This is a genomic window from Clostridium coskatii (assembly GCF_001675205.1).
GTDB classification, from domain to species: Bacteria; Bacillota; Clostridia; order Clostridiales; family Clostridiaceae; genus Clostridium_B; species Clostridium_B ljungdahlii.
Map to the genome: position 1 here is coordinate 13,877 of NZ_LROR01000052.1, position 19,398 is coordinate 33,274.

14 protein-coding genes and 1 other annotated feature are annotated in these 19,398 nt (G+C 31.9%); of the genes, 10 read left to right on the forward strand and 4 right to left on the reverse strand.

What is annotated here, in order from left to right:
* Positions 1-81 precede the first annotated feature (81 nt).
* Positions 82-1,011 carry a ketopantoate reductase family protein gene (locus tag CLCOS_RS11475; RefSeq protein WP_063602243.1) on the reverse strand — a complete coding sequence of 310 codons (930 nt, stop codon included), beginning with the start codon at positions 1,009-1,011 and terminating at the stop codon, positions 82-84.
* A 151-nt stretch (positions 1,012-1,162) separates the two neighbouring features.
* Here CLCOS_RS11475 and CLCOS_RS11480 point away from each other — a divergent pair, with 151 nt between their 5' ends.
* Positions 1,163-2,038: a LysR family transcriptional regulator gene (locus CLCOS_RS11480; RefSeq protein WP_063602244.1), complete on the forward strand. Its 876-nt coding sequence runs from the start codon at positions 1,163-1,165 to the stop codon at positions 2,036-2,038.
* A 209-nt stretch (positions 2,039-2,247) separates the two neighbouring features.
* Positions 2,248-2,525: a binding site (T-box leader), on the forward strand.
* 51 nt (positions 2,526-2,576) lie between these two features.
* Positions 2,577-4,166, forward strand: coding sequence for an asparagine synthase B (asnB, locus tag CLCOS_RS11485; protein WP_013238426.1), 1,590 nt, complete (start codon positions 2,577-2,579; stop codon positions 4,164-4,166).
* 323 nt (positions 4,167-4,489) lie between these two features.
* Here asnB and CLCOS_RS11490 read toward each other — a convergent pair whose 3' ends face one another.
* Positions 4,490-5,353, reverse strand: coding sequence for a LysR family transcriptional regulator (locus tag CLCOS_RS11490; RefSeq protein WP_063602245.1), 864 nt, complete (start codon positions 5,351-5,353; stop codon positions 4,490-4,492).
* 136 nt (positions 5,354-5,489) lie between these two features.
* Between CLCOS_RS11490 and CLCOS_RS11495 the strand changes: the two genes are divergently transcribed.
* Together CLCOS_RS11495 and CLCOS_RS11500 are read left to right on the forward strand one after the other, a co-directional pair.
* Complete coding sequence (locus tag CLCOS_RS11495) at positions 5,490-6,836, forward strand: Na+/H+ antiporter NhaC family protein (RefSeq protein WP_063602246.1); 1,347 nt, start codon at positions 5,490-5,492, stop codon at positions 6,834-6,836.
* A gap of 12 nt (positions 6,837-6,848) precedes the next feature.
* Positions 6,849-7,265 carry a hypothetical protein gene (locus CLCOS_RS11500; protein ID WP_063602247.1) on the forward strand — a complete coding sequence of 139 codons (417 nt, stop codon included), beginning with the start codon at positions 6,849-6,851 and terminating at the stop codon, positions 7,263-7,265.
* On the opposite strand, the gene brnQ is transcribed toward CLCOS_RS11500, so the two are convergent.
* Both brnQ and CLCOS_RS22480 read right to left on the reverse strand, forming a co-directional pair.
* Positions 7,266-8,624 (reverse strand): branched-chain amino acid transport system II carrier protein, encoded by a 1,359-nt coding sequence (gene brnQ, locus CLCOS_RS11505; protein WP_063602248.1) that lies wholly within the window; start codon positions 8,622-8,624, stop codon positions 7,266-7,268. It lies immediately after the preceding gene.
* Positions 8,625-8,943: 319 nt separating this feature from the next.
* The gene (locus CLCOS_RS22480) at positions 8,944-10,116 is read right to left on the reverse strand and encodes a hypothetical protein (protein WP_065080053.1); all 1,173 of its coding nucleotides are present in this window, start codon (positions 10,114-10,116) and stop codon (positions 8,944-8,946) included.
* Positions 10,117-10,566: 450 nt separating this feature from the next.
* On the opposite strand from CLCOS_RS22480, the gene CLCOS_RS11515 reads away from it, so the two are divergent.
* From CLCOS_RS11515 to CLCOS_RS11540, 6 genes are all read left to right on the forward strand, one after another.
* Positions 10,567-11,583 carry a LacI family DNA-binding transcriptional regulator gene (locus CLCOS_RS11515; RefSeq protein WP_063602250.1) on the forward strand — a complete coding sequence of 339 codons (1,017 nt, stop codon included), beginning with the start codon at positions 10,567-10,569 and terminating at the stop codon, positions 11,581-11,583.
* 791 nt (positions 11,584-12,374) lie between these two features.
* The gene (locus tag CLCOS_RS11520; protein ID WP_063602251.1) at positions 12,375-13,322 is read left to right on the forward strand and encodes a dihydrodipicolinate synthase family protein; all 948 of its coding nucleotides are present in this window, start codon (positions 12,375-12,377) and stop codon (positions 13,320-13,322) included.
* 135 nt (positions 13,323-13,457) lie between these two features.
* Complete coding sequence (locus CLCOS_RS11525; protein ID WP_063602252.1) at positions 13,458-14,837, forward strand: MFS transporter; 1,380 nt, start codon at positions 13,458-13,460, stop codon at positions 14,835-14,837.
* Positions 14,838-15,518: 681 nt separating this feature from the next.
* Positions 15,519-16,466 (forward strand): dihydrodipicolinate synthase family protein, encoded by a 948-nt coding sequence (locus CLCOS_RS11530; RefSeq protein ID WP_063602253.1) that lies wholly within the window; start codon positions 15,519-15,521, stop codon positions 16,464-16,466.
* A gap of 113 nt (positions 16,467-16,579) precedes the next feature.
* Positions 16,580-17,953 (forward strand): MFS transporter, encoded by a 1,374-nt coding sequence (locus CLCOS_RS11535; RefSeq protein WP_063602254.1) that lies wholly within the window; start codon positions 16,580-16,582, stop codon positions 17,951-17,953.
* A 247-nt stretch (positions 17,954-18,200) separates the two neighbouring features.
* Positions 18,201-19,382 carry an NAD(P)-dependent malic enzyme gene (locus CLCOS_RS11540; protein WP_063602273.1) on the forward strand — a complete coding sequence of 394 codons (1,182 nt, stop codon included), beginning with the start codon at positions 18,201-18,203 and terminating at the stop codon, positions 19,380-19,382.
* The last annotated feature ends 16 nt before the right edge of the window (positions 19,383-19,398 follow it).

Here is a 19,398-nt window from a genome sequence, read left to right on the forward strand (position 1 = left end):
TTTCTTTTCGAGAATGGTGCATTGTTCTCCAAATAGGATTATAGTTATTTAGAGAACGATGTACTAGATTTAAAATATTTATTAAGATAATAAATAGGATTGTTCTAATGCATGTATCTGATCTACAAGCATTTCATTATAAGGAGTATCAATACAGTAGGTTTGTCCAAGATTGGCGACTACACCATTAATTTTATCAATTTCTGTACGGCGTTTATGCTGACGGTCTTGATACATGCTAGCATAACCGACAGCATCGCTTATGCATACATGTTGCACAGTTTCAAGAGCTTCTGCTTGGTTAAAGCATGTGCCATCAGCTTTAGCTACAAGGACACATTCGTGAACTACTTTTGTACAGATTTCCCAGAGATAAGGATTGGAATGAATTTTACCTAGATTACACTCCATTATTGCGGATAGGGCATTTACACCACAGTTTACAAATAATTTTCCCCATAGTACTTTTTGAATATTACTAATGATGTTGACGTCTAGATTGCACTGGCACATGGCTTGTGCTATAATTTTCACTGCTTTTTGTGATTCATCGCAGGGAAAGTCAGGACCAATATTGGTAGGGCCACAGCCTGAGTGGAAAAATTTGCCTAAACCAAGGCTAACACTGTTATGGCTGCTGGTGCCAACGATAATATGTTCTTTTTTAACAAAATTTGCAATGTCGTGATTGTTACCAGCACCATTTTGTAATGTCATGACAATGGTTTTTGGGCCAATTATAGCTTGATTTTCTTTGACTGCATCAAAAGTGTTGATACTTTTTACGAATACAATCAATAAATCCTGAATTCCGATATCAGTTCCACTTATTGAGGCTTTAATGGTATAATTTGATTCAGTATTGTCTTTTTCAACCTTGGTTAGACCATTTGTATTGATGGCATCTACTTGGGGCTTATAACTATCCAGCAGTGTTACTTCATGGATACTAGAAAGATAGGTAGCATATAAACTGCCCATAGCACCAGCTCCTAAGATTGCAATTTTCATAGTCTTACCTCCTGTAACATAAAAATGTAATTTAAATTTCAAATTACACTTTAGCATATCAAAATAGTAAAATAAAATGCAGATTATTCAATGGAATCATGATGAAATTTCATGTAATATATTAAGTTATGGTGAAAAGGGGAGAGCATTTATGGACATAAATAAATATGCACTTTTTGTAAAGGCAGCTGAAATTGGAAATTTGACAAGGGCTGCCACGCAATTAAGCTATACCCAGACTGCGGCCAGTCATATGATTTCTTCTTTAGAAGATGAGCTAGGAGTTAAACTTCTGTATCGTGGAAGAAATGGAGTTTCTGTAACAGAAGAAGGGGAACAGATTTTAAGCTTGGCAAAAGAAATTGTGATAAATGATGAGAGGATACATCAAATTATTGGTCAGGAAGGAGTATACAGAGGAAATGTGCGAATTGGAGTCATTACTAGTGTAGCGGTGCAATGGATGCCTAAAATAATTAGGAAATTTCGCAAAGAATATCCACTGGTAGAGCTGCAGATAAATGATGCCATTAATTATGAATGGATTAAAGACTGGTTTTCCAAGGATGAAATTGATTGTGCTTTTACTGCAGAAAATGGAATGACTAATGGTAATGATATTCCACTAATATCCGATCCTTATTATGTAATAATGTCTAAGCACCATCCTCTTTGTAGATATGAAAAAATTACAAAGGAACTACTGGCAGGGGAAACTTTTGTTATTCCAAGTGAAGGAACTAATTATTCTATTGGAAGAATTTTAAGACAAGCAAAGGGCAGGTTACTAGAACATACTAGATTTTTAAGCGATCAATCAACTATTGCGTTAGTTCGAAGTGAATGTGGTATCAGTATTTTACCAGAACTAGTGTTAAATTCTTATTCATGCGAGGGACTAGTTAGGAAAAAATTGGAACCTAAGGTCAGTAGAACCATTTGCCTTTGTCTCCCGAACAGAAAATATATAAGCCCTAGTACAAAGGCTTTTGTGGCATTTGTACAAAAGTGGGCCCAGAAAGGATAGTTTAGCCTTAAAAGATTTCAAAGAAAAGTTAATATATAGCATGATTTCAACAAGTGAGAGATGAAAGTTAAAAAGTTTAAAAGTAGTACTCTTTTATAAACAAATGGCATAATTTATATCTGAATATTATGATTTATTTAAAAAAAGTAGGAAAAAATTAAAAAAGTGTTGACAAAGGCATGTACACAGTTTAAAATTAAATTCATCAAAGAAAAGTGATGATGGAGATAAGTAAAAAAAATATTTCACCAACAGTGAGCTGGAGATAGTGTGAATCTAGTGGCAGAGTTTTTTTGAATAACACTCCGGAGTTGCAAACTGAAATATTTGTAAACTGTATCTTAAACTAAATGTTTGAGATAGGTTCAAATTAAAGTAGGAGCGTCGTATTCCATGCGTTATTTGGATACCAGTAGTAGCTGGAAGGAGACCATTATTATATGGTAAATTAGGTGGCACCGCGGATAAGCATCAATTCGTCCTATTGTTTTATTAGGATAAATTGATGCTGTTTTTATAACCAAGGAGGAATATTAATATGTGTACAATTATGTGCTATACAGGAACGGATATGAAGCATGAAAAATTTGCAGAGGCATTGCAGAGAACTGAGTCCAGAGGACCGGATATGACGGAAATTCTTACTTTGCCATCTGGTATTTTGGGTTTTCAAAGACTTTCTATTATGGATTTAAGTTTTAGTGGAATGCAGCCATTCACAAGGAAAACAGATGCAGCTATCTGTAATGGTGAAATTTATGGCTTTCGTAAAATTAAAGAAGAACTAATAAAAAAAGGACATAAGTTTATTTCTGACAGTGATTGTGAAATATTGCTTCCTATGTACTATGAATATGGATTGGATATGTTTTCAAAACTAGATGCAGAATTTGCAACTATTATATATGATGGAAAAAAGGATAGATACATTGCAGCACGAGATCCAATTGGAATTCGTCCTTTATTTTATGGCTATTCTTCATCAGGTAAGATCATGTTTGCAAGTGAAGCTAAAAACTTGGTTGGTCTTACATATAAAATTATGTCATTTCCACCAGGACATTACTATGCTGACGGTAAATTTACGTGCTATTGTGATATAGCAGCAACAGAAAGTGATTACTGCAAGGATGACTTAGAAACTATTTGCAGCAATATTCATGATAAATTGGTAGCTGGTGTAGAAAAACGTATGGATGCTGATGCTCCTGTAGGTTTCTTGTTAAGCGGCGGTTTAGATAGTTCACTCGTATGTGCAATTGCTCAAAAAATGAATCCTGAAAAACCAATTAAAACATTTGCTATAGGCATGACTGAAGATGCAATTGATTTAAAATATGCAAAAGAAGTTGCAGATTACATTCATAGTGATCATACTGTTGTTTATATGACAAAAGAAGAAGTAATCGAATCACTTGACGAGGTTATTAAAATTCTTGGAACATACGATATTACTACAATAAGAGCAAGTATGGGAATGTATTTGATTTGCAAGAAAATACATGAGATTTCTGATGTCAGAGTGCTTCTCACTGGTGAAATTTCTGATGAATTATTTGGCTATAAATATACTGATTTTGCTCCAAATGCAGAAGAATTTCAAAAGGAATCACAGAAGAGAATTCGGGAGCTTTATATGTACGATGTACTTCGTGCAGACCGTTGTATAAGCTCAAATTCTTTAGAAGCAAGAGTACCATTTGGTGATTTAGATTTTGTAAAATATGTTATGTCAATTGACCCAGAAAAGAAATTAAATAAATACAACATGGGTAAGTATCTTTTGAGACATTCATTTGAAGGCGATTACTTGCCACATGATATTTTATATCGTGAAAAAGCAGCATTTAGTGATGCTGTAGGGCACTCTATGGTAGATTATTTAAAGGAATATGCAGAAACATATTATTCTGATGAAGAATTTGAAAAGCTATGTAAAAAATATGAATATCACGTTGAACCATTCACGAAAGAATCATTGCTATACAGAGAAATTTTTGAAAAATATTATCCAGGACAAGCAGATATGATAGTAGACTTTTGGATGCCAAACAAAGAATGGGAAGGCTGTAACGTAAACGATCCTAGTGCTAGGGTATTATCAAATTATGGTGCTAGTGGTAAATAATTAAGAAAAAATTATTAGTCAGATATGTAAAAATTTGACTAATTTTAAATATGAATATTTTTTATTTATCCGATGACTACCTGCTCTAATACTCCCACGCACTCTGTGAAAGCAACTACCACCAAATCGAAGATTTGGGATATCTGATTTTCTCCAAGTGTACGTTGCGAGCAGCTACGTTCCTGGATAACGATTTCCCCTAAAGGATAACGCCTTCTAAGTGCTAAAGGCACTAAGAAGGCTGTTAATAAGCATCAGGTGGAGTCAAAACTCCATCTGATGCTTAGAAATCTGTTTATAGTATATTAAAAAAAGAGTCTCGTCTATACTTTAAAAGTTTGCAAAAAGTGCTTAGCTGCAGAAGATAGATATTGATCTTTCATCCATACTATAGTAGTATTTGTATTCAATGACGGTTCATTAATTTCTTTGTAATTCAAATTTGTATTTGGAATGAGTTCAATCCAATCCTTTGGTACAATGCCAACACCCATTCCTGTATCTGCTAGTAATAATATTGATCGAGTATCCTCAATTTTACAGAGTATTCTTGGATTAAATCCTGTCTGTTTGCATAATTCTATTATCATTTTTTCATATCTGCGATGTACTAACAGAGGTTTATCTGCAAGTTCGTTTAGACATATCTTTCTTTTATTATTCCAATAGAAACTGTTACTACTTGCAGCCACCATTGGTTCAATAGGTAAGCTTATTGATTCGTAAGTTTCCGAATTTAAAGGGGTACGTATAATTCCAATTTCAATTACGCCGCTTTTTAACAATTCTAAGATTTCATTTGTACTGCATTCGCGTATTTCAAAATTTATTTTTGGATATTTTTTATTAAAACTATATATTCGCTGAGGTAAAAGTATATCTCCTGCAGAAGATATGGTACCGATTGATAGCGTTCCTTCCATTCCCTCATTAAAGTCCTTTAGCTCTTTAACTGTTGAGTCCATTAATTCTATTATTTGCTTAGATCTATGCCATAATCTTTTGCCTGCATCAGTTACTTGAAATTTCCGGGTAGTTCTTTCTATCAATTTAACATTTAATTCTTCTTCTAGAAGTTTTAATTGCTGGCTGAGATGTGGTTGAGCTATATGTAATTTTTCAGATGCTTTGGTTATGCTTTTTTCTTCAGCAATTGTAAGAAAATAAGTGAGCTGCTTAATATCCATAAAAGTAATCACTCCATGTATTAGATTTATACATATTTTTGTATAAGTATAATAATTTATACGTATTTTTAGTATATATGTTTATTTGTTATAATGGTAAATGAAATGATAAATAAAGTCAAGCGAGGTATAAAATATGAAAATGTATGTAGGCTTAATTGTTTCTTTTTTTCTTTTAGTTTTCAGTGTATTAAAGAACATATTTATTGGATATACGTTAATTGTTTGCTGGATCTTATTTACAGTAATAGCTTTAAAAAAAGGGTATACTTTAAATCAAATAGCTAAAATGTCATTTAATGGAGGTAAGCAATCTTTTGTAGTCCTAAAAATATTTGTACTAATTGGTGCAGTTATTGGTTCATGGATGGCTTCAGGTACAATAGCAAGTATAATATATTACTGTATAAAGTATATAAATCCTTCTACCTTTGTGCTTTCAACATTTATAATTTGCTGTATAACATCTTTTTTAATAGGAACTTCTTTAGGAACGGTAAGTACTGTTGGAATACCTTTAATGATAATAGCTAGAAGTGGAAATGTTAACTTAAATGTAATAGCAGGTGCCATTATAGCAGGTGCTTACTTTGGAGATAGATGTTCTCCAATGTCGTCAAGTGCTAACTTAGTTGCTAACTTAACTAAAACAAACATATATACTAACATTAAAAATATGATGCGTTCAGCCCTAATTCCCTTTATACTATCCTTAATTTTTTATTATATATTTTCAATGTTTCAGCCATTAAAAGTTGTAAATAATATTCTATCAGTAGAACTTTTAAAAATGTTTAAAATTAATTTTATTATATTAACACCTGCCATTTTAATACTCATATTGGTGTTGTGTAAAGTTAAAGTTAGTATTTCTATGCTAGTTAGTACTCTATTAGCTTCTGTTATAGCTATATTTTTTCAGAATTATAGCTTAAAAGGGGTAGTCTCTGATATTTTTTTAGGATTCACAATAACTAACCATACACCTTTACAAAATATTATAAAAGGCGGCGGCATTATGTCTATGCTAAAACCCTCGTTGGTAATATTTGTATCTTGCTCTATTGCAGGGATATTTGAAGGTATAAAAATGTTCGATGGACTAAAAAGTTTGCTTTTAAAACTATCATTAACTCAATATAAGTTATTTGGCATTACGTCAATAGTTAGTATAGCGTCTGCGGCATTTGGCTGTAATCAAGCAATTGCTACTGTTATGACAGATAAAATTATGGAGGACTGTTATGATACTACTAGCAAATATCAGTTTGCCTTAGATCTAGAAAATTCAGGAATTTTAATTGCTGCACTTATCCCATGGAATATAGCTGCATTAGTCCCTACATCAACTATGAATGTAAGTACAACAGGGTACTTGCCTTATGCATTTTATCTTTATATATTACCTATCATATATTTCATACATTTTAAATATTCGAGCGGAACTAAAATTAAATGTGAGTACAATACTAGCTATAAATGATATGTTTAAGAGGTGATTATCATAAAATTTCTTATTGTCAGTGAAGACCAATCTACTAGTTCTATTTTATCTAAAATTATTGAAGACCATAATCTTGGAGAAATAATTGAATATAGCTGTTCTAAATTTATTTCAGATAGTTATCTGTTAAATATAAAAGCTATTGATATTCTTATTATAAGATTACCAATAGCTATTGCTAATAAATTAATTCCTAAATTTAATGGAAAAATTATAGTAGTTTCTGACATAAGTGATAAAACAATTATTGCCCAAACTTACTTATCAGGAGTTCAATATTATATTACTACACCAATTAATGAAATTGAGATCATAGAAGTTATTAAAAAAGTAGTAAAACTTATCAAACTACAAAAATGCATGCATAATATTAAAAATATATTAAATATGGCAGAAACAAAAACTTAACTATAAGTTACTAGCTTTTTTCCCACGAATAATCCAAATAATTAATCCTATAAAAAAGCCACAGAATGCTGGTAATAACCATCCAAACCCATAATCAAAACCAGGTAAATACAAATGAGCAAAGTTAACAAGCTGTGTTACTATCTCACTTTTTACAAATGGATCAGGTAGTGCCTTACAAAAGTCAAAAAATGCTGCAATACCTGTTAGCACAGTTGTCCATCTATAAATATCATTTTGTTTATGTATAAATGGAGTTAATAGCGATAATACAATTAAAGTAATTGCTAATGGATATAAAAACATAAGTACTGGTAGGGATAACTTAATTATGCTGTTTAATCCAAAGTTGGCAATTGCAAAGGAACAAACTGTAAATAAAACTGCATATTTTTTATAAGGAATGGACCTTGGAAACATTTCACTAAACATTTCAGAACAAGAGGTAATTAGTCCAATAGCTGTCTTTACACATGCAATTGCTACGATAGCTGCTAATAACACCTTGCCAACAAAGCCAAAATAATGATTACTTACCATAGATAAAATACTTCCACCATTATCAGCACGCTTTATACTACCTAAGCTTGTAGCTCCCATATAAGCTAATGATGCATAGATAACAGCCATACCAACAACACTAACTAAACCCGATTTACATGTTTCAACAGCAATTAAATTTGGATTTTTAATACCTAACTTTCGTATATTAGAAATAATGATAATTGCAAAAGCTAAAGATGCTAAGGCATCCATAGTATTATATCCATCTAATAAACCAGTAAATAATGGCTGAGTAACATACTTACCTTGAGCCGCATATTGGCTAACTTGTCCCATGGGCTTTACAAAGGTAGCAATTAATAGAACAGATAGAAGTACTAAAAAAATAGGAGTAAGATATTTACCTATCCAATCTAAAATTTGTCCTGGTCTTAATGAAAAATAAATGGTAAAGACAAAAAATATTAGTGAGAAAATAAATAATCCAAGTTTCAAATTTCCACTAGAAACAAAAGGATGAATTCCTACCTCAAATGCAACTGTGGCAGTACGAGGAATTGCAAACAGTGGACCAATTGTTAAATATAATAAGCAGGTAAATATTTTTGAATAACGTGAACTAATTGGACCTGCCATATCAAGCAAACTTTCACTTTTCGAAAGTGCTGATGCAACAATTCCTAAAATAGGCAATCCTACACCTGTAATTAAAAACCCAATAGTTGCTGTTAAAGTATGATTTCCGGCTTCTTGTCCCATTTGCACCGGAAAAATTAAGTTACCTGCACCAAAAAATAGTCCAAATAGTAATGAACCTATTAATAAATTTTGATTAAAACGTAGCTTTTCTTTCATAAATAGCCCTCCTCAAATGTTTAAATAATACCTTATTCAATTAGAAGCAATACATATGTAATTGATTTTTCAATATATGTAAGCAGCGTAATGCACACGAGAATGATAGCATAATTAGAATATAAATGCAATATATTACATTTTCCCATCTGAGTTTTATTAACAGTATTCTAAGTGCCTTTAGCACTTAGAATACGTTATCCTTTGGGGGAAGAACTTATCCAGGGGCGTATCAGCCTTTATGCACAGCATAAGAATAGCAGCTATCAATATAGCGATAGCTGCTTATTTTTTATAAGGTGTATATTATTTTACTACGTTAGTTACCTGAACTCTGAGTTGTTTGTCCAGATGATGTTCCTGAATTTGAACCTCCAGTTGTTTGTCCAGATGAAGCCTTTGGATCCGAATTTCCAGTTGTTTGTCCAGATGAGGCTTTTGGATCTGAACCTCCAGTTGTTTGTCCAGATGAAGCTTTTGAACCTGGATTTTCAGTTGTTTGTCCAGATGAAGCTTTTGAACCTGGATTTTCAGTTGTTTGTCCAGATGAAGCTTTTGAACCTGGATTTTCAGTTGTTTGTCCAGATGAAGCTTTTGAACCTGGATTTTCAGTTGTTTGTCCAGATGAAGCTTTTGAACCTGAGTTTCTAGTTGTTTGTCCAGATGAAGCTTTTGAATTTGAATTTTTAGTTGTTCCTTTTGATGAATTTGTAGCATCAGTGGATTGATTTGGAACGACAGTTTCTACATCGGGAGTTTGCGTATTAGCAGATGCCCCTTTCAAGTAAGATTTCCCTAAAACTCCAGCAAATATAAGCAAAATAATTGATACAACAATTATTAGTGCCTTTTTAGTATTACCAGGGTTCTTATTTCCATAGCGTACTTTCCTATTTCTTCTATTTGTTGTTTCTTCAGTGCCTAACGGCTTCCTCATAACTTTTGTAAAGTCATCCTTTTCATCAGAAACTATTGCTTCAGGTTTTTTAACTGTATTTGAGATTGTCTCACTTATACTTTTGGGTATATTAAACAATAAAGCTAAAATTCCATTTTGTCTTAAAGAATCTATCTGCTTAAAATTTTCAGGTGATCTGAGTACAATGGCAGGCTTATTGCGCATTGCATATTGATCATCTCCATATACTGTAACTGAAAATTTATCATTCTTACTTAAAAAAGGAATGTAGACATCTAAAGTATTATCTTTTAGTGAAGAATCAAATTTTAATCCTCTCGTTATTTTTGCATCTGTAATATTTAAGTGAGTTTGTTGGCTTTGTATATTTAGGGTTAACTTATTGATTGTTTTACTAGATATATTACTAATGGTAATAATGTATGCACGAATTCTTTTATTATTTTTTGTAGGCATAGCACTTCTTATATTACATAATAGCCTAGGTGCTAAATTTTTGTAATAATCTAATAGTAACCCTGATATAAAAGATATCACTATAGTTACAATTGCAGTTTTAATAATATTTATCATATTAATCTTCGCTTCCTTATCCTTTCCAAATTACGTAATTAAATTATAAGGTAGATATATATATGTGTCAAACTTAAAAATTAATTATAATTAGCCCTAAAATTCAGATAAAAAGTGCTTGCTTTTGATGGGAGCTGAGTTGATAAACAAAATTCTTTGTATCAGAAGTTTAAGCAAAATATGTTAAAAAATTATGAATTTCATCAAGAATAAAAACTAGAGTAATTTTTGATTGTAGTAAATATTGAGGATTGGCTGTTGCAATTGAGCAAAAATATAAGTAATTTAAAGCGACAAATTCAAGTTAAGTAAATTAGAATGTTTGTCTATAATGGGTAAGTTTTATGTTGTTTCTAATACATATTGTTAATATGTTAAAACTTATATATAATATAAGTTGTGAATTAAAGAAAATGTTTTACCTTGAATTTGATTTTTAGGAGACCATATATGAAAAATATTTCGATTGTAGATGTAGCAAAACGAGCAGGAGTTTCAGTTACTACTGTTTCACGTGTAATAAATAATGTTGATTATCCAATAGCTTCGAAGACGCGAGAAAGGGTATTAAAAGCAATTGATGAATTACAATATACCCCCAATAGTGCCGCCCAGGGTTTAAAAAGAAAGTTTAGTAATATCATAGGATTAATTGTAAGAGATATTTCAGATTCTTATTTTGGAGAGATAGCTAATGGAGTAACTAATAGAGCGAGTCAACTTGGATACCTATCTTTTGTATGTAATACAGGACGTAATCCTGAAGATGAACTAAAATATCATGATATCCTTTGGAAGCATAGAGTAAAGGGCATAATAATGGCTGGTGGAGGTCTTGATCAACCCAATTATAAACGAAAGCTTGAAAATCAACTTGTAAGGCATGCCAAGTATGGTTTGAAAATAGTATCTTTAGCTCCTCAGGGAATTGAAATTCCGTATGTGAAGATAAATGACTTTAAGGCTGGCAAAAAAATCACAGAATACATGATTGAGCGAGGCCATACAAAGATAGGTTTTATTGGTGGACCGGAAAAGGTGTTTACTTCCATAGAGAGACTCGAAGGATTTAAATCAGCACTTGGTGATGCTGGTATTAAGTATGACAAGAAGTATATTGGTACTAGTGATTTTTCACAAAAAGGGGGATATGAAGCATGCAACTTATTGATATCCAAAATTAAGGATCTAACTGCAATTTGTTGTGCTAATGATAATATTGCTATTGGGGCTATGAGTGCTATTAGAGAGCATGGATTTAGCATTCCAAAAGATATTTCTATAATTAGTATAGGTGATATGAAAGAGGCGAGGTACACAAATCCTTCTCTTACCACACTCCAAATCCCTCATTATGAAATGGGTCAAATGGCTGTAGATGCTATCACTCAATGGAAAGACAAAGTTGAAGTTACTTTAAATACGTCGATTTTGGAAAGAGACTCAGTCAGAGTAATAGATCATTAAGTGTAAGCTATTTTTATCATAGAAAAATAAGAACCATATGTTGATTTGAAGGCATATATGGTTCTTATTGAATAATAAATCATTGTTGAGGTGGTTTGTTCATTGTGAAAATTTAAGATTTAATTACAATGAGTTAGAAACTCATGACTTTTATCATTTAATATTTAAACATACTAACTTGCTTAAATATTATTCTAATATCTTCAGTTATATATTCTGCATTTTCAACATTAAGGAGTAGGGTAAAACCTGCATCCTTATATCTTTTTTACCATTTAACTCATCCAATCCATGTTAGATTATGATAATTCCCACAGCAATATTTTTTTACATAATAGTGTAATTGTTTAAGCTATTGATTTTGATATGATTAAATCATTTTGAGTAAGTACGGTTTGTAATATACTTTATATATTACAAGATATTTCAAGAAAACAATTTCTGTATATTATTGTATTAAAAAAATATATATGTATGATAATTATATAATTGATACTGATGATTTTATCTACTCTTTTAAAATTTCAAGAGGACCTTATTTAACATACAAGCTCTATAACTTCAATAATTCAAATGAGTACAATATTATGCAATGCTTTTAATTTCTAAACATATTTTTAAAAAAAGTTATGAAAACTTGTTGACATTATAGAAAATGTTTTCTATAATAAAAGCATAGAAAACGTTCTCTATAAAGTTGTGACATTATTTTAAATAAAGCTACTATATTCTAATAGCATTCAATTATAAATGTCATTCAAAAAAATATTTACAAATGGAGGAATTTAGTTATGAAAAGAGAATGGGGCGGAATTTATCCCGCAATAATGGTACCACTAAACGACGATTATTCAATCAATGAGAAAGAATTCAACAATTACATAGACTGGCTGCTTAAGTATGCTGATAAGGGAATAGCAGGATTAGTTACAAATGGACACACTGGAGAAATAACAGGATTTTCAAATGAAGAAAGAGCACATATTACAAAGTTGGCAGCTGACAGAGTTAAAGGCAAAGTCAAGATTGTTTCAGGTGTTTGTGCAGAAGGAACATTTGATGCTATAAACCAGGCTAAAGCAGCAGAAGCAGCTGGAGCTGACGCTATTTTACTTATGCCACCTCACCTTTGGTTAAGATTTGGTATTAAACCAGAAGGAGCTCTTAAGTTCGTTAAAGATGTTGCATCAGCTATAAATATAAAAATATTCATACATCTTTATCCTTCCAATACAAAATCCTTCTATCCAATAGATTTATTATTGGAAATGTGTAAGATTCCTAACGTTGTTGCAGTTAAGATGGGAACTAGGGACATGCCTCTATATGAAAGAGATGTTCGTATATTAAGAGAAAAAGCACCAGATATAACATTACTTACTTGCCATGATGAAAATGTTTTATCTACAATGATTCAGGGGGTTGATGGTGCATTAATTGGTTTCTCAGGATGTGTACCGGAATTAATAACTCCTTTATATAAAGCAATAATCATAGATGAAGACTTAAAAGAAGGCAAAAAAATCAACGAAAAATTATTTGCAGCTGCACAAGGTATCTATGGAATAGGAGAGCCAACAGGAGAAGCTCATGCAAGAATGAAAGAATTCTTAGTACAACGTAAAGTATTCTCTTCACCTTTAATGAGACCACCTCTAATGCCATTAAACCAGCATGAAATAGATGTAGTTACTAAAGCGTTAGCTGATTCAGGTGTTGAAAAAGTTAATTTAGTTTAATGTTAGATACTGTATGCGCTTCTCAGTATTAAGAAGCGTGTACAACACTATATTTTAAAAAATTTTTATTTCATCATTGTTAAACGCTTTCATTAATTTTGTGTTTTAAGCACAGCGAAAGGAATGGTTGTTAATATGAATAAGCAAGTAGGTTCTACTTCTAATGCAGAGTCTATAGACACTGTAGAAAATCGTGCTTCACAGTTGCTTGCACGAATGGAAAGTATACCTTTTTCACGCTGGCATGTAAAGCCGCGTATTATTGTAGGCAGTGCTACTTTTTTTGATGGATTTGATTCTTTAACTCTTGCATATGCTATGCCAGTTTTGATTGGATTATGGCATTTGAAAGCTGCTCAAACGGGAATGTTAATTGCAGCAGGGTATTTAGGACAAGCAGTAGGCGCACTAATTTTTGGAGCTATAGCAGAACGTTTTGGACGTATATCTAGTATAAAAGGATCTATTTTTCTAATGTCTGTAATGGGAATTGCGTGTATATTTGCTGGTAATTATAATATATTGTTTGCGTTGCGATTCCTGCAAGGTGTTGGATTAGGAGGAGAAGTTCCTATTGCTGCTACATATATAAATGAATTGTCACGAGCTAAAGGTCGTGGAAAGTTTTTTATGGTATATGAAATGATATTTCCTATTAGTTTGATGATAACTGCACAGCTTGGAGCTATAATTGTACCAAGTCTTGGTTGGAAATGGTTGTTTTTAATAGGTGGTGTAATAGGATTAATTGTTTTACCTCTTTTCTTTACACTACGAGAGTCACCACGTTGGTTAATTTCTAAAGGCAAATTAGATAAAGCCGAACGTGTTATTGAAGAAATGGAAGCAAGTACAGATAAGCGTTTACCTGTAACTATGACTGTGAACAAGCCAGCACCAAAAGCTGACTGGAAGGAACTGTTCTCACCATTTTACCGCGGGAGAACACTTGTAGTATGGGCATTATGGTTTTCGGCATATTTTATATCTAATGGTCTAAATAACTGGCTACCTAGTTTGTATAAAACTGTTTATAAACTTCCATTATCCCAATCTTTACATGCAGCATCAATTACAAATGTTATACAAGTAATTGCAGTATTAGCATGTGCATTTTTGATTGATAAGATTGGACGTAAAAGATGGGCAACTTTTGCTTTTCTTATAGCTGGTATTTTACTTTTAGTTCTTTTCTTAAATGGAGCAAAATCTGCACAAAGTGTTATGAGTTTAGGATCATTATCTTATGGAGTTGTAGGATCAATTACTGTATTACTATACCTTTATACTCCGGAAATATATCCTACAAGGATGAGAGCTATAGGAACTGCCTTTGCTACAACATGGCTGCGTCTAGCTTCTGCAATAGGACCTATGATAATTGGATTTGTATTGGATGCTAAGGGGATTTCCTTTGTGTTTGTAGGTTTTGCAATGGTTTGCATTATAGGCTCGTTGGTAGCTACACGAATGGTTGAAACACGTGAAAAAGTACTTGAGGAAATTGCACCTTAAATAATCACTTATTTACTGTTTTATAAAAGTAAAAAATAGACATATTACTGTATATGTGTTGACAGAGTTATAAGTAAGTGTTCAGAAAATTATGAAACACTAAATTATGCCCTTTGCCAAGCACACAATAAAACAGGTCATCCACCTAGAGATTAATTTCTAGGTGGATTTTTATATTTTTTTATAAGTAGTAAATATATTGGTTTAAATGTTGAATACATAATTCTGAAATATGATTCTTGATAGTATTAAACATAAATTTCATGAAAACATTACCTGTATATTATTGTATTAAAAACATATATATGTATGATAATTATATAATTCGTACTGTTGATTTTATCTATTCTTTTTAAATTTCAAGATTACCTTATTTAGCATGTAGGCTTAGTAACTGTAATAATTCAAATAATTACAATAGTATACAATGTTTTTACTTTATAAACATATTTTTTAAAAATATTTGAAAATTTGTTGACATTATAGAAAATGTTTTCTATAATAGAGGTATAGAAAACGTTCCCTATGAAATTATGACATTATTTTAAATAGAACTACTATATTTTAATAGTATTAAATTATAAATGTCATAATAAAATATCTGTTGCTAGAAAATATAGAGGCAAAAAATATTTTAAAGGAATGTATTAAAAAAATATTTACAAATGGAGGAATTTAGTTATGAAAAGAGAATGGGGCGGAATTTATCCCGCAATAATGGTACCACTAAACGACGATTATTCAATCAATGAGAAAGAGTTCAACAATTACATAGACTGGCTGCTTAAGTATGCTGATAAGGGAATAGCAGGACTAGTTACAAATGGACATACTGGAGAAATAACAGGATTTTCAAATGAAGAAAGGGCACATATTACAAAGTTGGCAGCTGACAGAGTTAAGGGCAAAGTCAAGATTGTTTCAGGAGTTTGTGCAGAAGGAACATTTGATGCTATAAACCAGGCTAAAGCAGCAGAAGCAGCTGGAGCTGACGCTATTTTACTTATGCCACCTCACCTTTGGTTAAGATTTGGTATTAAACCAGAAGGAGCTCTTAAGTTTGTAAAAGATGTTGCAGAAGCTATAAATATAAAAATATTCATACATCTTTATCCTTCCAATACAAAATCATTCTATCCAATAGATTTATTATTGGAAATGTGCAAGATTCCTAATGTTGTTGCAGTTAAGATGGGAACTAGGGACATGCCTTTATATGAAAGAGATGTTCGTACATTAAGAGAAAAAGCACCAGATATAACATTACTTACTTGTCATGATGAAAATGTTTTGTCTACAATGATTCAGGGAGTTGATGGTGCATTAATTGGTTTCTCAGGATGTGTACCAGAATTAATAACTCCTTTATATAAAGCAATAATCATAGATGAAGATTTAAAAGAAGGCAAAAAAATCAACGAAAAATTATTTGCAGCTGCACAAGGTATCTATGGAATAGGAGAACCAACAGGAGAAGCTCACGCAAGAATGAAAGAATTCTTAGTACAACGTAAAGTATTCTCTTCACCTTTAATGAGACCACCTCTAATGCCATTAAACCAACATGAAATAGATATAGTTACTAAAGCATTAGCTGATTCAGGTGTTGAAAAAGTTAATTTAGTTTAATGTTAGATATTATATGCGCTTCTTAGTATTAAGAAGCGCATATAATATAATATTGTAAGTAAACGATTTTTTAATTTTGTGTTTTGAGCACATTAAAAGGAAGGATAGTTAATATGAGTGAAAGTTCGAATGCAGCAGTTTCAGATTTAAGTTCTTCAGAAGATCGTTATTCACAATTACTTATGCGTATGGAAAGTATTCCTTTTTCACGCTGGCATGTTAAATTGCGTGTTATTGTGGGAACTGCTTCTTTTTTTGACGGTTATGGGGCTTTATCACTTGCATATGCTCTTCCGGTGTTAATTAGTTTATGGCATTTAAACACTGCTCAATCTGGTATGCTGATTGCAGCAGGATACTTAGGACAAGCAGTAGGCGCAATAATCTTTGGGGTCATAGCTGAACGTTTTGGTCGTGTATTTGGTATAAAAGCTTCTATGTTTATGATGTCTATAATGGGAATTGCATGTATGTTTGCAGGCAATTATACTGCTTTATTTATATTACGTTTTTTACAGGGAATTGGATTGGGCGGTGAAGTTCCCGTTGCAGCTACGTATATAAATGAGTTATCAGCAGCTCATGGCCGTGGAAAATTTTTTATAATATTTGAGATAATATTTCCTGTTAGTTTAATGTTAACTGCACAATTAGGAGCTGTAATTGTACCAAGTTTTGGCTGGAGATGGCTGTTTTTATTAGGTGGTGCAGTAGGCATGATTCTTTTACCACTTTTCTTTAAGTTAAAGGAATCACCTCGCTGGTTAATTTCTAAAGGAAAATTGGATGAAGCAGAATGTGTTATTGAAGAAATAGAAGCAAGTACAGATAAACGGTTACCTGTAACTACGATTGCAAGTAAGCCAACTGTAAAAGCTAACTGGAAAGAATTATTTTCCCCATTTTATCGTTTTAGAACATTAGTGGTATGGGCATTATGGTTTTCTGCATACTTTATATCTAATGGTTTAAATAATTGGCTTCCTAGCTTATATAAAACTGTATATAAACTTCCATTAAAAGAGTCTTTATATGCAGCATCAATTACAAATGTATTACAAGTAGTTATGGTTCTAGCCTGTGCATTTCTCATTGATAAAGTTGGACGTAAGAGATGGGCGACTTTTGCTTTTATTGCAGCTGGGTGTTTACTTCTAATACTTTTTATTACTGGAGCAAAATCTGCACAAAGCGTTATGTACTTAGGATCATCAGCTTATGGTATTATAGGTTCAATTACTGTTTTGTTATATCTTTATACACCGGAAATATATCCTACAAGAATGAGAGCTATTGGAACAGCTTTTGCTACAACATGGCTGCGTTTAGCTTCTGCAATAGGACCTATGATAATTGGATTTGTATTGGATGCTAAAGGAATTTCATATGTATTTGTTGGTTTTGCGGCTATTTGTATTATAGGTTCATTAGTAGCTACAAGAATGATTGAAACAAGTGGAAAGGCATTGGAAGATATTGCGCCTTGAGTAGAGATTAATTTATTTTCATAAAGATGAGTACACATATCATCATACACATTTAAGGATTATGTGCATGATGATGTGTGTATTTTTGGGCTATTAATCATACATATACTTATAAATATAGATTTTTATAACTTATTTAGTTTCTCCTTTATTTATAAGCATTAGAAATTTAGAAATCTTTATTTTTAAATTTCTATAAGAAAAATATATAATATGCTGAAAGGTGGAAAAAGATATGATAAGAACTATGAGTGTAAAAGAAAAATCTTTAAAATTACATAAAGAGAAAAAAGGCAAGCTAGAGATTATTGGTACTATGCCTATAAAAAATGGTGAAGACTTGGCAGTGGCGTATACCCCTGGAGTGGCAGGTCCATGTTTAGAAATAGCTAAAAACAAAAATGATGTATATCAGTATACAATGAAGGGAAAAACTGTTGCCGTAATTACAAATGGAACAGCAGTTCTTGGACTTGGCAATATTGGACCAGAAGCTGGACTTCCAGTAGTAGAAAGTAAAGCATTATTATTAAAAAAGTTTGGAAATGTTGATGCTATTCCAATAAGTATAGATTCTAAAGATCCTGATGACATAGTAAATACAATAAAGAATATTGCTCCAGGTTTTGGAGGAATACATCTGGAAGATATTAAGGCACCGGAATGTTTTTATATAGAAGATAAATTAAGAAAGTTACTGGACATACCTGTATATCATGATGACCAACATGGAACTGCAATTGCAGTTTTAGCAGGTTTATATAATGCTTTAAAATTAGTTAAGAAAAATATAAAAGAAATAAAAGTGGTTATAAATGGTGCAGGTGCGTCTGGTATTGCTACAGCAAAGCTTTTAATGTCAGCTGGAGTAAAAAATATAGTTTTATGTGATATAAATGGAGCACTTGTTAAAGGAGATAATACATTAAATGATGCACAAAGTAAAATAGCAGAGGTAACTAATAGAAATTTGGAAAAGGGAAATTTGGCAGATGTGATTAAGAAAAAGGATGTATTCATAGGGGTTTCAGATGGTAATGTAATGACTAAAGAAATGGTTAAGACAATGAACAAAGATAGTATAATTTTTGCATTAGCTAATCCTACTCCAGAGATAATGCCAGAAGATGCAAAATTAGGTGGAGCTAGAATTATAGCTACAGGGAGGTCAGATTTTCCAAATCAAATTAATAATGTATTAGTTTTTCCAGGTTTGTTCAATGGCGTTTTAAAGGTTAGGACAAAAGATATATGTGATGAAATGAAAATTGCAGCAGCAAAGGGAATAGCTGGCTTAATAAAGGACAGCGAATTGGCTGAGGACAATATAGTACCTAGTGTGTTTAACAAAGATGTTTCAAGGGCTGTTTCGAAAGCAGTAATTGATACAGCTCATAAACTTGGTTTGGCTAGAGAAAATTTGATATAGATTAGAAATTAAATGA

Coding starts and splice junctions, on each gene's coding strand:
- CLCOS_RS11475 (WP_063602243.1), bottom strand. CDS start 1,011: ATGAAAATTGCAATCTTAGGAGCTGGTGCTATGGGCAGTTTATATGCT.
- CLCOS_RS11480 (WP_063602244.1), top strand. CDS start 1,163: ATGGACATAAATAAATATGCACTTTTTGTAAAGGCAGCTGAAATTGGA.
- asnB (WP_013238426.1), top strand. CDS start 2,577: ATGTGTACAATTATGTGCTATACAGGAACGGATATGAAGCATGAAAAA.
- CLCOS_RS11490 (WP_063602245.1), bottom strand. CDS start 5,353: ATGGATATTAAGCAGCTCACTTATTTTCTTACAATTGCTGAAGAAAAA.
- CLCOS_RS11495 (WP_063602246.1), top strand. CDS start 5,490: ATGAAAATGTATGTAGGCTTAATTGTTTCTTTTTTTCTTTTAGTTTTC.
- brnQ (WP_063602248.1), bottom strand. CDS start 8,624: ATGAAAGAAAAGCTACGTTTTAATCAAAATTTATTAATAGGTTCATTA.
- CLCOS_RS22480 (WP_065080053.1), bottom strand. CDS start 10,116: ATGATAAATATTATTAAAACTGCAATTGTAACTATAGTGATATCTTTT.
- CLCOS_RS11515 (WP_063602250.1), top strand. CDS start 10,567: ATGAAAAATATTTCGATTGTAGATGTAGCAAAACGAGCAGGAGTTTCA.
- CLCOS_RS11520 (WP_063602251.1), top strand. CDS start 12,375: ATGAAAAGAGAATGGGGCGGAATTTATCCCGCAATAATGGTACCACTA.
- CLCOS_RS11525 (WP_063602252.1), top strand. CDS start 13,458: ATGAATAAGCAAGTAGGTTCTACTTCTAATGCAGAGTCTATAGACACT.
- CLCOS_RS11530 (WP_063602253.1), top strand. CDS start 15,519: ATGAAAAGAGAATGGGGCGGAATTTATCCCGCAATAATGGTACCACTA.
- CLCOS_RS11535 (WP_063602254.1), top strand. CDS start 16,580: ATGAGTGAAAGTTCGAATGCAGCAGTTTCAGATTTAAGTTCTTCAGAA.
- CLCOS_RS11540 (WP_063602273.1), top strand. CDS start 18,201: ATGAGTGTAAAAGAAAAATCTTTAAAATTACATAAAGAGAAAAAAGGC.